Source organism: Steroidobacter sp., from assembly GCF_036402275.1.
Classification (GTDB): domain Bacteria; phylum Pseudomonadota; class Gammaproteobacteria; order Steroidobacterales; family Steroidobacteraceae; genus Steroidobacter.
In genome coordinates this window covers 1-14,253 of the sequence record NZ_DASWTF010000023.1, presented here as the reverse complement: position 1 = coordinate 14,253, position 14,253 = coordinate 1, and the positions used below count along the sequence as shown (strand labels likewise).

Sequence of the window (14,253 nt, the reverse complement as noted above, 5' to 3'; positions counted from 1 at the left end):
TAGTTACATGAACAGCCGAAACAGGCGAACGATGGCGTTGCGCTTCGGCTCCGGCTTCGGCGCCGGCTTGAACGCCTGGGTGCGCGCCGTCCGCTCGCACCACTCGAAGTAAGAGGGGCTGCGCGCCTGATCTTCTTCCTCGATCAAAGCGAGGCGATCGGTTCTAGGACGACCACGAAGACGGTTCTGCATGAGCGGGCGAGCGCGAGTTGAGGAGTCATCAACTTAAGGCAGCGCACGTGCGGCTAACATAGGGCGCCCGCTGAACCCACTCCACGGCGCTCCCGCCGTGGAGATTTTGCAAGCCCCGGTCCTACGCTCAATGAATCTGTCAGGCAGCAGCGACCTGTGCGGTCTTTCTGATGCTCTCCAGCCGGGCGATCAGTTGTTCGAGTTGAGTCGATGAGAACAACCCATCGGGACCCCGAGGGCTAAGATCCGTGAACGGCGATTCATAGAGACGAGCTGCCTCCATGACTCCGTGCTCAGTCAGGTGCTCGACGATGAGATTCACGAACTCGATCTGGTTGGCGCTCAAAGTCGTATCGGTCACAAACGTGCCCAGCGCCTCCTTCGCGGCGCTTCGATCCAGTCCCACCAGGGAGCGCACGAACAGACCGAGGCCCTGAGCCTCTTGCGCCGCCCGCTGCAAACCCGCCCGCTGCGCGATTCCGCTCTCCACCAGTACTCTCTCGAGCTCGGAGAGGTCTGTCGCTGTCAGCTCTTTATTCATGCGCAGTTTGTGGACAGCGATATGATCCTGATGTGCGCGTAGAAACGCCTGTGCTTTCGCTCTGAATCTGGCGAGATCGACGACTTCCTCGAAACCTGGCAGCTCCCGCTCGACTTCCGCTCCCATTTGGTCTTCGAAGTCCGAGTACACGGGCTTGCGTCTGGCCTTCTCTATGAGCTGGACCAGGTCTCTGAGTCGGCGGCGCGCGCCCTCCAACATGCCAAGCGTGACGTCCTGCCACCACTCATCGGTTTGCAGCTCCAGAATCAATGGCATCTGCGCACTCACGACAGGAATGGACGCTTTCTCTTCCAGCATGCCGGCGATCTCTTTCACCTGGTCGCGCAACCGCTCGAAGGCCGTACTGCCTCTCAGGGTCGCGAGCATGAGCTTCAACAAGAGCAGATCAAAACGCTTGGCTTCTTCCTTCTCGGGGTCAAGCTCTGTGGGCAGTCCGGCGACGTAATGCGCAAGCTCGCTTCGAGCTTCCACGGGTAATGCGTTCCAGGCTTCGCGCTTGGCATACTTCTCGATCAGACGCCGTTTGGATCGGACCACGAAGTTCTCCAGATTCATGGCTGCCACTTCGCGATGGAGACGCGCTGCCGCCTGGCGGCGGACATCCTTGTCCAACAGGCCGCTGTCGGGCTCAATCTCAGCAGCGGAGTCGCCCACCGAGTACTGCATGGGGGGGCCGAGCTGTGCGTCGATGGCGCCGATCAAATCGAGCCGCGACTTGAACAGTTTCGCACTCAAGCTGTCCGCCACACGGCCTTCGCTCGCCGGCATGTTCAGTCCGAAAAATTCCAGGTTTTGACAGTAATCGAAGACGAAGAAAAACTCCTTATCCTTGCCCGGCGCAAACAGGCCCGGACACAGACGAGTGCCCCGGCCGATCATCTGCCAGAACTTGGTCTTCGAGCGCACCAGCTTGAAGAACACCAGATTCACGACTTCCGGCACATCGATTCCGGTGTCCAGCATGTCGACGGAGATCGCGATGTGCGGAGCTTTGTCCTTCGCCGAAAAGTCGTCGATGAGACTTTGCGCGTATTCGGTCTTGAACGTGATCACCCGCGCAAACTCACCCTTGAGATGTGGATAATGCGCGTTGAACCGGTCCGCGATGAAGTCGGCGTGATCCTGATTTTTGGCGAAGATTATGGTCTTCCCCAACCGATCGCCGCCTGCGACCGTGAGACCGCGCTTCATCAGGTGTTCCAGCACCTTGTCCACAGTGTCTTTGTTGAACAGCCATTTGTTGACTGCCTCGGCCTCGATCCGATCGGGTATTCCGGTCTCATCGTCCCACTCCAGCGCGTCCCATTGGTCCTTGTCCTCGTCTGACAATTCGTCGTATCGAATGCCGTCCCGTTGAAACTTCAAGGGAACCGACACCGTCTTCGGCGGCACGAGGAAGCGCTCCTTCACAGCTTCATCGAGCGGATAGGCGTCCGTAGGCACCCCGTTCTCGAGATCGAACAGACTGTAAGTATTGCGGTCCAGCTCTTCCTTCGGGGTGGCCGTCAGCCCCACCAGCAGCGAGTCGAAGTAATCGAAAATGGCCCGATACTTTTGAAAGACTGAGCGGTGCGCCTCATCGATGACCACCAGGTCGAAATGACCGACGCCGAAACGTCGCTGCCCGTCCCGCGTTTCATCGATGAGACCCATCATGGTTGGGTAGGTCGAAACGAAAACGCGCCCTTCCGCGTCCTTTTCAGTGACCAGATTGACCGGAGAACAGTCAGGCAAGTGCGCCTTGAAGGCATTCACTGCTTGCTTCACCAGCGCCACGCGGTCGGCAAGAAAAAGCACTCGCTTGACCCAGTTACATCGCATCAACAGATCGACCAATGCGATCACCGTGCGGGTCTTGCCGGCGCCCGTCGCCATCACGATCAATGTCTTACGGTCGTGATCGCGCTCAAAAGCTTCGGCGATGCGCCGAATTGCGCGTGACTGGTAATAGCGTTCGACGATCTTGCCATCGATCTCGGCCGAAGCCAGCGGCTTACGCATGCTGCGCCTCTGGACCAAGAGCTCCAGCTCATTCTTTTTGTAGAAGCCCTGCACGGCTCGAGGAGGATAGTTCGTATCGTCCCAGAACCAGTGATCGTAACCGTTGGAGTAGAAGATGAGCGGCCGCTGCCCATACTGCTTTTCCAGGCAATCCGCATAAAGCTTTGCCTGCTGCTGGCCGACGCGAGGATCGCGGCGGGTACGCTTTGCCTCGACCAGCCCGAGCGGCTTGCCATCGTCGCCCCACAGGACATAGTCGACGTAGCCCTTACCCTGGTTGTTCGGCATGCCCGTGACTTCGAGCTCCGTGTCGCGTGGCTGATCGAGTGCCCAACCTGCTTCCTTGAGCAGCAGATCGATGAAGTACTCGCGGGTTTGGGCTTCGGAATAGTCGTGCGTGTCCTCCACAGCCGCGGCGGCCTTGCGTGCTTCGGCCACCTCGGCACGCAATTTTTTCAGCTCGTCGTCCAGCGCGGACTTGTCGGCGAGCAAAATCGCCAGCTTCTCATCGCGCGCTCGCAGTTCGCCTTCCAGGCGTTTCAACTGCTCGGCGGTTTGTTTCTCAACGCGCGCCGGGTGAGGCAAAGCCGCAGGATCGAACTTCAGACCAGGCGCCGGCCGCCCAATGCGACCATAGGTGCGCGCCAGCCAGTAGCCGACATGAAAGAGCTCACGTACGGCAACGAGAGCATCATCGACAGGGATCGCACGATGGCTATGAACCGCGCGATTACCCAGCGTGACGATCACGCGCGCCTTACTGAAGACGGCCTCGCCAGCGGCCTGCTTGAAGCTTGGCTCGTGGATCAGCGCGGAGAGGTTGTCCTGATACGGCAGCTTGAGATTAGGATCGTGCTTGAACGTCCACGCGACGGCGAGTTCCAGTGCACGACGCGCATAGAAGCATGCGGTACGCGGATCGGCATGTACCGAAGCTTCAGACCTACGGCAGGCTTCGAACTCGGCAGGCCACTCACGCTGCAGGAAGGCGAACTGACTCATCCATATGCCCTTGCGTTCGTTCTATTCAGCTTGTCCCATTCCTTTTGACCATCACGCACCTGCGTTTCATCCCTGCCGTCCAATGAAATCAGCTCAACTGCGGCTACACCCCTTTGTTGCCCTCACTATTACCCCCACTTTGGGGCATTACCCTTTCCTGCGCCAGACAGCTGCCGGCCCCTTGCCCTGGCACTCGAGCCGTCCGGCACTCTGTTCCTCGCGCAACACCCGCCGAACCATATCGCGGCTGACCCCTGGACAGGCCTGCTCGAGTTCTCGAATGCTGAAACCCGACATCGCCCGGTCGGTAAGGCGGCTGATTCCGGCGAGAACCTGCTCGCGCTTTGCCCCTCTCGGCGCCTTGATTTCCCCCACGCGCTCCTCAAATTCGCGATAGGCAAGCTTCAGAATCGAGAGCACATAGTTGATATAGGGCCATGGATCGTGCCGCCCCTCATGCCATCCCTGAGAACTCGTCTCCAGCGTCTCGTAGTAGCGCGCTTTGTTCTGCTCGATGAGGCGCTCAAAGCTGATGTAGCGGCCGACCTCGTAGCCTGCGTGATAACTCTGCAGGAGCCACAGCAGGCGTGAAACCCTCCCGTTACCATCGCGGAATGGATGGATGCAAAGGAAGTCGAGATTGAAGGCTGCCAATGCAATCGGCGGGGGCGCCCAGCGCTCTTCGATGCACGCCTGCCAGTCGGCCAGCAGCTTTGCCATTGCCGCTGGAGTATCTGCGGCGGGCACGGTCCGGAATCGAACGCGCTCAGTTCCGTCAGCGAAACGTTCGATGATGTCACCGTCCTTTTCCTTGTAGCGCCCGGCATCCCAGATCTGGCCACGGGTCAGCGCATGGAATCGCTGGATATTCGCATCGGAAATCTCGATTGACGCCGCATCAGTATGAATCCAGGCCAGTGCGTCTCGATAGCCGCGCACTTCCTCTTCATCTCGATCTCTAAACAGCGGCTGCGGTGACGCAAGCAGAGCGCGCACCCGCGCAGGCTCGACCTCGACGCCTTCGATGCGGTTGGAAGACACCGCGCTTTCAATGAGCGCGTGTTCGCGCAGCGCCTTCAAACGCTGTGGTGACTGCCGCGTGTACAACTCCTGCTTACCCCGGTACTCGCCGAGATCGGAGACGTACCACGCCGTGGTGGCGGGGATCTCGAAGCGGCTGGAGGAGAAGAGCCTGAGGGTGTGCATTAGAAGATTGCGATTAGCCACAGAAGCTGAGACGTGCCGACCGCGCTCCAGAATACTAGCTCAGAGTCTGGTGGGAGGCGCCCAGAGCATACGCCATCAGGCACGCGTATCACGCGGCACCCGCATGTCGATGATGCAGATTTGGACTGCTCCGCTGCTGTGACTTATGCTCGTCAAAGGCTTCCTGCTGATACGAAGCAAACAAAGCTTCCAGTTCCACGAGTGACGCCCGGTGCGATGTCTTTAATTGCCTCACCTTGCGTATTTTCTGTGCGAACTCTGTTTGTAGTGTGATCGGGGGACACACCGCCACGTACTTCAGAAACTGCTCTCGATTGATCTTCGGGATGTTCGCGCGATTTGAGACTTCCGCGGTATAGCTCAGAAAGTGAGCCCCTCTCAGCAGGCACCACAGAAACTCGCGAGCCAACTTCTCAGGCTTCACGTTCACGGGATAAACATCAGCACTGCATAGCCCACGGGCTTCCGCCAATGCAACCTTATTCAGGTTTGGTCGGATCTTGCTGTATAGGATCGCGTTCTCGTCAAAGAGGAACTTCGCACTAATCAGCCCATCTTCCACAGCTGTCTTTGCGGGTAACAATTCGCCTGTGTCCCGCTGAATTCGATCGGGCCCATAGTGCAAGAAATGCCGGTACTCCTCCCTCCTTGGATCCACCAGCGGCGAGTCCACCGTACAAATTTCCCCAAGACGACTGGTGGGCCAAGCCTTAGAATTGGTCGCCGGGTCACCGAACATGTCAAAAAAGATGGATTGGCTAAGCGTCTCGAGTTGGTCGATGGCCGCGCGGCGCATGGCGCGCAGCGAATCCACCCTGTCCAAGATATCCGCAATCCGCCGCTGCTCTGCCAGAGGCGGCAGGGGCACTTTGATGTGCTTTACGATTCCTTGACTGATATTTGGCTGGGCTCCGCCGACACCTTTGCCAATGATGCTGGCAACTTGACTTCTTAGCGCATGGAATAAGTAGCGCACATCCCCCTGAGTGGGATCTGGAATGATATGGCAAACGGCTTGATTGGTAGTCGCTTCAACTCCCAAGGTGGCAAGGCGTCCCACCGTGGCTCCATACATTGCGAGTAGCAATGCACCGGGAGGTACTCGTTTTACGTTGGTTTCCTTCAAGGCCAATTCAGTAATACGTTCCTCTGTTCCATAAATCGTCTCTTCCCTCAGTTCGCCCGATTTCACCCACGGAATAGTGCCGCCATCGTAGTAACGATCGAACTTATCTCGTGACGGAGTGCCGCCTGTGCCGGTTGTGCAGAAGTCGGCGATCCTGGCAATTCGAACACTACTCATCCCAGCATTCTCTCCAACTCCTTCATCCCCCGCTGGATCTCCTCCTCCAGTTTCGCGAGATCCGCGAGAATCTCCTTGGGCTTACGATGCTCGATTTCCTCGTGCACGACTTCCTTGTAACGATTGAGCGAAAGGTCGTAGCCCTGATCCGCGATATCCTTCCTCGGCACGCAGAAACTCTGAGCGGTACGAGGTCGCTTGAGCTCGTCGCCGTTTCGTTTCGGCCATCTCGCCAGCACATCGGGCAGATTGTTCTTCGCCTGCTCTTCGGCGCTCAGCGTCGTCGCTGGTACTGGACCCAACTTGTCGTCCGAGAGCAAGGGAGTGCGCTTGTCATCGAGACTCAAGCCATCCTCCTGCACGTCGTAGAACCATACGTGGTCCGTACCGCCGGAGTTGGTCTTCGTGAACAGCAGGATCGCAGTGGACACACCCGCATACGGCTTGAAGACGCCACTCGGCAGCTTCACAACTGCGTCAAGCTTCTGATCCTCGACAAGCATCTTGCGCAGTGTCTTATGCGCCGTGCTCGAACCGAACAGCACGCCATCGGGCACGATCACCGCCGCGCGTCCGCCTGGCTTCAGCAAACGCAGAAATAGCGCGAGGAATAACAACTCGGTTTTCTTCGTCTTGACGATCTGCTGCAGATCTTTGGCTGTCGACTCATAGTCGAGACTGCCTGCGAATGGCGGGTTCGCGAGCACCAGCGTGTACTTCTCATCTTCGCCGGAATGCTCTTGCGCCAGAGAATCGCGGTAGGTGATGTCCGGATTCTCCACCCCGTGCAGCAGCATGTTCATGCTACCGATGCGCAGCATGGTGCTATCGAAGTCGTAGCCGTGAAACATGCCATGATGGAAATGCTTCCGTTGCTTCGCATCGTGCAGCAGGTTCGGATTGTGCTCGCGCAAGTACTCGCCGGCTGCGACCAGAAATCCCGCCGTGCCGCACGCAGGATCGCAGATCACATCGTCCGGCTTCGGCGCGGTGAGCTCGACCATCAAGCGGATGATATGCCGCGGCGTGCGAAATTGACCGTTCTGCCCGGCGCTCGCGATCTTGCCGAGCATGTACTCGTACACGTCGCCCTTGGTATCGCGATCCTCCATCGGCACCTGATCGAGTAGGTCCACGACTTTCGCAAGCAACGCAGCGGTTGGAATCGTAAAGCGCGCATCCTTCATGTGATGCGCGTACGTCGAATCCTCCCCACCGTTGTTCTTCGCCAGCCCTTCGCGCAGAAAAGGGAACGCGTGTTGACCGACGACCTCGAACATGTCAGCCGGTGCAAAGTGCTTGAATCGCGACCAGCGCAGATCCTCATACGAGCGCCCGCCGTCCTTGCCGATCTTGTCCTTGCCCTTCGGAAATACCCGACGCTCCAACGGCCGCTTCAGCCGCGCAGCTTTGTTCTCTTCCAGCGTGTGGAGGTCATCTAGGCGCTTGAGAAACAGCAGATACGTGATCTGCTCGATCACTTCGAGGGGATTGGAAATCCCGCCTGACCAGAACGCGTTCCAGATTTGGTCGATCTGGCTTCTGATTGAACCTGTAATCATCAATCAACTCTTGTGACAGAAAAGTCGAACGTGATCGCCATGGCTACGCGCAGCAGATAGCTCCGCCTGATGCGGTCGCCGAATACGACGTCCGGCCGGACGAAGGTCGAATACATCCACGCTCCATCGAATTGGCGGAGGCTCAGTAACCAAGCATTCGGATCAAGGAGGAAGGCATTCGGTTCCAGCCATGTGTCCCCCTTGGCTCCTATAACTGAGGATTCAGTTGCCTTGCCGTTCTAATTAGTTGGTCTTGGGCACGAAAGATACAGGCCAGGGATGTCTGCGTCGACAGACTTCCCGACCCAGACGCTAACCTTACCGCCCGTCCTCGAAAACCAACGTGGCCGCGCATCCTTGCACAAGGCAAGCATCAGCTGCCGACCCAGGAGCCTTCCGCCTGCTCAAAGGTCGTTCCCTAGTCATGCGCAAAAATCTCGCCGAGACAACGAGTTTTGCATATGACTTGGACCTACTCCCACTCGATCGTCGCCGGCGGCTTCCCCGAAATATCGTAAGTCACCCGCGAGATCCCGTTGACCTCGTTGCAGATCCGACGAGCTACGAGATCGAGGAACTCGTAGGGCAGCCGCGACCAGCGGGCCGTCATGAAGTCGATGGTTTCGACGGCGCGCAAAGCGATGACGTAGTCATAGCGGCGGCCGTCGCCCATGACGGCGACGGAGCGGACAGGAAGGAACACAGCGAACGCCTGGCTGGTGCGGTCGTAAAGATCGTGCTTGCGCAGCTCATCGAGGAAGATTGCGTCGGCTTTGCGGAGCAGATCGGCGTACTGTTTGGTGACTTCGCCAAGGATGCGAACGCCCAGGCCGGGGCCGGGGAACGGATGGCGATAGACCATCTCGCGCGGCAGGCCGAGCTCGACGCCGAGCTTGCGGACTTCGTCTTTGAACAGCTCGCGCAGCGGCTCGCACAGCTTCAGATTCATCTTCTCGGGCAGGCCACCGACGTTGTGGTGGCTCTTGATGACGTGAGCTTTGCCGGTGCGCGCGCCGGCAGACTCGATGACGTCAGGATAGATCGTGCCCTGCGCGAGCCAGCGGATGCCCTGCAGTTTGGCGGCCTCTTCTTCGAAGACCTCGACGAACAGCCGACCGATGATCTTGCGCTTGCGCTCCGGATCGACTTCGCCCTTGAGCGCCGTCAGGAAACGTTCTTCCGCATCGACGCGGATGACTTTCACGCCCATGTGCTTGGCGAAGGTTTCCATCACCTGGTCGCCTTCGCCCTGCCGCAGCAGGCCGTGGTCGACGAACACGCAGGTGAGCTGATCGCCGATCGCACGATGCAACAGCGCGCCGACGACGGAAGAGTCCACGCCGCCGGACAATCCGAGCAGCACGCTATCGCGACCGACCTGCTCGCGAACGCGAGCGATCGAATCGGTGATGATGTTGCCCGGGCTCCAACGAGCCTCGCAGCCGCAGATCTCACGAACGAAACGTTCGAGAATCTTTTCACCCTGGAGGGTATGAGTGACTTCGGGATGGAACTGGACAGCGTAGTAGTGCCGAGATTCGTCTGCCATGGCGGCGAGCGGCACGCTGTTCGTGAAGCCGACAGCAACGAAGCCCGGCGGCAGTTCGTCGACGCGATCGCCGTGACTCATCCAAACATCCAGCAATGCGCGGCCCTGCGCGTCCTTATGGTCGAACAGACCATCGAACAATTTGCAGGGCGCGGAGGAAGTCACCTGCGCGTAGCCGAACTCGCGATGCGTCCCGGCGGTGACGCGACCGCCGAGCTGCGCGGCCATCGTCTGCATGCCGTAGCAAATACCGAGCACCGGCACGCCGCTCTGAAACACTGCTTGCGGCGCCGTCGGACCTTTCACATCCGTAACGGACTCCGGACCGCCCGAGAGAATGATGCCCTTGGCGCCAAACTCACGAACCTCGGCGTCCGTGACATCCCAGGGCAGAATCTCGCAGTAAACGCCCGACTCGCGCACGCGGCGAGCGATCAGCTGAGTGTATTGCGCGCCGAAATCGAGGATCAGAATGCGGTGCGCGTGGATGTCGGAGCGAGGCAGATTATCGGCTGACACGGTAGTTGGGTGCTTCTTTCGTGATCGTCACATCGTGCACATGGCTTTCGCGCACACCGGCATTCGTGATTCGCACGAACTGCGGGCGGGTGCGCATTTCTTCAATGGTGCGACAGCCGGTGTAACCCATCGCCGCACGCAGGCCGCCGGCCAGCTGATGCAGGATGGTGACCACGGAGCCCTTGTAGGGCACGCGACCTTCGACGCCTTCCGGCACCAGCTTCTCCAGCTCTTCGGTCGCATCCTGGAAGTAGCGGTCCTTCGAGCCGTGCGACTGCGCCATGGCGCCCAGCGAGCCCATGCCGCGGTATGACTTGTACGACGCGCCTTGATACAGCTCGACTTCGCCCGGCGACTCTTCGGTGCCCGCGAACATGCCGCCGCACATGACTGAGTGCGCGCCGGCGACGAGAGCTTTGGCGATGTCGCCCGAGAAGCGGATGCCGCCATCAGCGATCAGCGGCACATCGGTGTTCTTCAACGCCGCGGCGACATTGGCGACCGCCGTGATCTGCGGCACGCCGACGCCAGCAACGACGCGGGTCGTGCAGATCGATCCGGGGCCGATACCGACTTTCACGCCGTCCGCGCCTGCCTCGACGAGCGCCAACGCTGCGTCGGCAGTCACGATGTTGCCGCCGACGACCTGCTGATCGCGCCAGGTCTTCTTGATCTCACGCACCATCTGAATCACGCCGCTGGAATGGCCGTGCGCGGTATCGACGATGATCACGTCGACGCCGGCTTCACGTAGCGCAGCGACGCGCTTCATCGTGTCCGCACCGGTGCCGACGGCGGCGCCGACGCGCAGCGCGCCCCGATCATCCTTGGCGGCGCGCGGGAATTCGGTGGCCTTCTGGAAGTCCTTGACCGTGATCATGCCCTTCAAGTTGAACTCGGCGTCCACCACCAGCACCTTCTCGATGCGATGCTTGTGGAGCAGCGCCAGCACTTCGTCCTTCGGCGCGTTCTCGCGCACGGTGACCAGGCGCTCTTGCGGGGTCATCACGGTGGAAACCGGCGCATCCAGCTTGGTCTCGAAGCGCAGATCGCGGTGAGTGACGATGCCGACCGCCTTGGAGCCGACCACCACCGGCACACCGGAGATGTTCTTGGAGCGCGTCAGCTCCAGCACTTCGCGGATGGTCTTGTCCGGGGAGATGGTGAACGGGTCGTGGATGACGCCGCTTTCGAACTTCTTCACCTTGGCCACTTCGCGCGCCTGGGCCTCGATGCTCATGTTCTTGTGAATGATGCCGATGCCGCCTTCCTGGGCGATGGTGATGGCCAGCCGCGCCTCGGTGACGGTGTCCATGGCGGCGGAGAGAACAGGCAGATTGAGACGGATCGCGCGAGTGAGTTGCGTGCTTAAGTCAGCGTCGCGCGGCAGGAAATTGGAGTAAGCCGGGACCAGAAGCACGTCGTCGAAGGTGAGTGCTTCCTCGAGAATACGCATGGTGGGGCGCCCGCGGGTTATCGATGAAAGCGCGCCATTGTACGCGGCCAGCCGCTTCCGGTAAATGTTCCTGGCGGTGGGTAGGCCATTAAACGCCGGACGTGCGCCGCCCGGACGTAGGCTGTAGCCTTCCAAGCCATGAATCGTGAACTGGAATTCGACTTCTCGGCCCCTCCGCCTGCGCCCAAGGCGCAGCCGGACGAAGCGCCTGCCCCGCGCCCGGCCGAGCCCAAGCCCGCCGTGAAGCGGGCCGCAACTCCGCCGGCCCGCACGGTGACCCGGGAGCCGGTGCGCCCGCCGATAGACGATATCGATGAGTCCCCCGCCGCGGCCCCTGAGCGGGATGTCTACACCGTCGCCCGCCTGAACAAGGAGGCCCGCACCCTGCTCGAGCGCGGCTTGCCGTCGCTGTGGCTGGAGGGCGAGATCTCGAACCTGTCCCGGCCCTCCTCCGGGCACTGGTATTTCTCGCTCAAGGATGAGTCCGCGCAACTGCGATGCGCCATGTTCCGACAGAAGAACATGATGGCGCGCTTCACGCCAAAGGACGGCATGCACGTGCTGACTCGCGGCCGCGTGAGCCTGTACGAGCCGCGCGGCGACTATCAGTTCATCGCGGATCACATGGAGGAAGCCGGCGAAGGTGTATTGCGCCGACGTTTCGAGCTGTTGAAGAACAAGCTCGCGGCAGAAGGTTTGTTCGATGCCGCTCGCAAGCGGGCGTTGCCCAGGCTGCCCAAGCGCATCGGCGTTGTTACTTCGCCGACGGGCGCGGCGATTCGCGACGTACTGAACATTCTGCGCCGGCGGTTCTGCACGATTCCCGTGTTGATCTATCCGGTTCAGGTGCAAGGCGCGAGCGCGGCGGGTCAGATCGCCGCAACCATCCGACTCGCGTCCGCTCGTGCGGAATGCGACGTGCTCATCGTCGCGCGCGGTGGCGGTTCGCTGGAGGATCTGTGGGCGTTCAATGAGGAAGTGGTGGCTCGCGCCATTTTCGATTGCCAGATTCCTGTCGTGTCGGGCGTCGGCCACGAAGTGGATTTCACGATCGCGGATTTCGTCGCCGACGTGCGCGCGCCGACGCCGTCGGGTGCTGCCGAGATCGCCGCGCCTGATTGCAATGAGTGGACGCGAAGCGTTGCGCTGCTCAGCAGGCGCGCGAACGCTGCGATGGTTCGTCATGTGGCGAGTTGCCAGCAACGATTGGTGTGGCTGGAGCGGCGTCTCGCGCAGGTTCATCCTGGCGTCGAGCTCAGACAGAAGGCGCAGCGCCTCGATGAGCTGGAGCAACGCTTGATCCGCGTGGTTCGCGGTGGATTGCAGGAGCGTAAGAGCACGCTCGTCCATCTGGCCGCGCATCTTCGTCAACGCTCACCTGCCCTGCGCGTCGCCGCTGCGCGCGGCCGGTTGGAAATCGCGCGTAAGACTTTGGGCACGTCGCTGCAGCGGCGGCTCAGCTTGCTGGATAGTCGCCTGCGTCATGCGGCCGGTAGTCTGCGGCAACACTCGCCGGCGCTACGGATTTCGGCTCTGCGTGGTCGAGTCGAGATCGCCAGCAATAGCATGGATTCCTTACTGCATCGGCGGCTTCATAAACTCGATGCGCGGCTGCGACTCGCGGCCGGGAAGTTGAATGCCGTGAGTCCGCTGGCCACGCTGCAACGTGGTTATGCCATCGTGACCGACGCGGACGGCAAGGTGGTAACCGATGCGACTTCAGTCGAGCATGGCGACGTGATCGAAACACGCTTGTCCCGCGGTTCGCTGCAGGCACGAGTCGAACGAGTCACGCCGCATCGAGATGACGAGAACCAATGAATTCGAAGCTCACGTCCCGTTTGTTTCGCGCCGCCCTGCCTTTACTGCTACTCGCCAGCTTCACTGCCGGCGCTACGGCATTGCCCAAGGAAAGCCGGGTTCCCGGGGGCATTGCGCTCGTGCCCGTGCCGGGCAGCAGCGACCTGGCGCCTACGGTCCAGTTCAATGCATATCGCGTCGCTGTGGTTCGTCGCGACGATCAGTGGGTCGCGGTGGTTGGGATTCCGCTGGCGGAGAAGCCGGGCGAGCTGAAGTTGAAAGTGAGCACGCCGAGCGGCACGACTGAAGTGCCTTTTCGGATTTCAGATAAGATCTATCGCACGCAGCATCTGACCATCAAGGATCAGCGCAAAGTCGAGCCTGATCCCGATGATCTGAAGCGCATCAGCGCGGAGACCAAACGTTCCGACGCAGCGCTCTCGAAGTTCACGGCGACCGAAGCACCGGCGCTGCAGCTGATCTCACCTGTCGAAGGCGTGCGCTCCGATTCATACGGCTCGCGTCGCGTGTTCAACGGCCAGCCGCGCAATCCTCACTCCGGCATGGACATCGCGGCCGCCAAAGGCACACCGATTCGCTCGCCCGCGGCGGGGACGGTGGTGGAGGCGGGTGATTTCTTTTTCAACGGAAACACGCTTTATATCGATCACGGCGACGGTCTCGTGACCATGTACTGCCACCTCGACACCATAAAAGTAAAACTCGGCGACCGCGTCGCCCAAGGCGACCTCCTCGGCACCGTCGGCGCCACCGGCCGCGTCACCGGGCCTCATTTGCACTGGGGCGTTGCGTTGAATCGCGCGATGGTGGATCCGGCGTTGTTTATCGGGGCCAAGTAGTTTTATAGCCGGCCAGAAGCTTCACCCCTTGGGGAAGTAAACTAATTTTTGACCTGCGGCGAGCTGCCTGCGGAGAAGAGAGGCGTCGTGGCTCGCGTCGTCCGAGGTGACCTTCCTCCTTCCGGCACCGTGCTCCCCCTTGCCCGCGCTATCGCGCGTGCCGCCGGGTCCCGTCCCTGGGCGCACTGTGCCGAAAAGGTCCCTCTTTCTCGACACTGCC

Annotated in this window: 9 protein-coding genes; 2 read left to right on the top strand and 7 right to left on the bottom strand. The window is 60.4% G+C overall.

Features of this window, described 5'->3' with window-relative positions; translation table 11 throughout:
* Positions 1-3: 3 nt before the first annotated feature.
* The 7 genes from VGD45_RS11180 to guaB form a co-directional block, all read right to left on the bottom strand.
* A complete protein-coding gene (locus VGD45_RS11180; protein WP_331155378.1) occupies positions 4-192 on the bottom strand; it encodes a hypothetical protein in 189 nt (62 codons plus the stop codon).
* 139 nt (positions 193-331) lie between these two features.
* Positions 332-3,757, bottom strand: a complete 3,426-nt coding sequence (locus VGD45_RS11175) for a DEAD/DEAH box helicase family protein (RefSeq protein ID WP_331155377.1) — start codon at positions 3,755-3,757, stop codon at positions 332-334.
* Between the two features lie 147 nt (positions 3,758-3,904).
* The gene (locus VGD45_RS11170; protein WP_331155376.1) at positions 3,905-4,963 is read right to left on the bottom strand and encodes a Fic family protein; all 1,059 of its coding nucleotides are present in this window, start codon (positions 4,961-4,963) and stop codon (positions 3,905-3,907) included.
* 109 nt (positions 4,964-5,072) lie between these two features.
* Entirely contained in the window at positions 5,073-6,287 is a 1,215-nt protein-coding gene (locus VGD45_RS11165) for a restriction endonuclease subunit S (protein ID WP_331155375.1), read from the bottom strand.
* Complete coding sequence (locus VGD45_RS11160; RefSeq protein ID WP_331155374.1) at positions 6,284-7,849, bottom strand: class I SAM-dependent DNA methyltransferase; 1,566 nt, start codon at positions 7,847-7,849, stop codon at positions 6,284-6,286. The genes VGD45_RS11165 and VGD45_RS11160 overlap by 4 nt, the downstream gene beginning before the upstream one ends.
* Positions 7,850-8,321: 472 nt before the next feature.
* A complete protein-coding gene (gene guaA / locus VGD45_RS11155; RefSeq protein ID WP_349263254.1) occupies positions 8,322-9,917 on the bottom strand; it encodes a glutamine-hydrolyzing GMP synthase in 1,596 nt (531 codons plus the stop codon).
* Positions 9,904-11,373, bottom strand: coding sequence for an IMP dehydrogenase (guaB, locus tag VGD45_RS11150; RefSeq protein WP_331155373.1), 1,470 nt, complete (start codon positions 11,371-11,373; stop codon positions 9,904-9,906). Before guaB ends, guaA begins: the two co-directional genes overlap by 14 nt.
* A gap of 138 nt (positions 11,374-11,511) precedes the next feature.
* Here guaB and xseA point away from each other — a divergent pair, with 138 nt between their 5' ends.
* Together xseA and VGD45_RS11140 are read left to right on the top strand one after the other, a co-directional pair.
* Complete coding sequence (xseA, locus tag VGD45_RS11145; protein ID WP_331155372.1) at positions 11,512-13,194, top strand: exodeoxyribonuclease VII large subunit; 1,683 nt, start codon at positions 11,512-11,514, stop codon at positions 13,192-13,194.
* Positions 13,191-14,033: a peptidoglycan DD-metalloendopeptidase family protein gene (locus tag VGD45_RS11140; protein ID WP_331155371.1), complete on the top strand. Its 843-nt coding sequence runs from the start codon at positions 13,191-13,193 to the stop codon at positions 14,031-14,033. Before xseA ends, VGD45_RS11140 begins: the two co-directional genes overlap by 4 nt.
* Positions 14,034-14,253 lie beyond the last annotated feature (220 nt).

Coding starts and splice junctions, on each gene's coding strand:
- VGD45_RS11170 (WP_331155376.1), bottom strand. CDS start 4,963: ATGCACACCCTCAGGCTCTTCTCCTCCAGCCGCTTCGAGATCCCCGCC.
- VGD45_RS11175 (WP_331155377.1), bottom strand. CDS start 3,757: ATGAGTCAGTTCGCCTTCCTGCAGCGTGAGTGGCCTGCCGAGTTCGAA.
- guaB (WP_331155373.1), bottom strand. CDS start 11,373: ATGCGTATTCTCGAGGAAGCACTCACCTTCGACGACGTGCTTCTGGTC.
- VGD45_RS11165 (WP_331155375.1), bottom strand. CDS start 6,287: ATGAGTAGTGTTCGAATTGCCAGGATCGCCGACTTCTGCACAACCGGC.
- xseA (WP_331155372.1), top strand. CDS start 11,512: ATGAATCGTGAACTGGAATTCGACTTCTCGGCCCCTCCGCCTGCGCCC.
- VGD45_RS11180 (WP_331155378.1), bottom strand. CDS start 192: ATGCAGAACCGTCTTCGTGGTCGTCCTAGAACCGATCGCCTCGCTTTG.
- VGD45_RS11140 (WP_331155371.1), top strand. CDS start 13,191: ATGAATTCGAAGCTCACGTCCCGTTTGTTTCGCGCCGCCCTGCCTTTA.
- VGD45_RS11160 (WP_331155374.1), bottom strand. CDS start 7,849: ATGATTACAGGTTCAATCAGAAGCCAGATCGACCAAATCTGGAACGCG.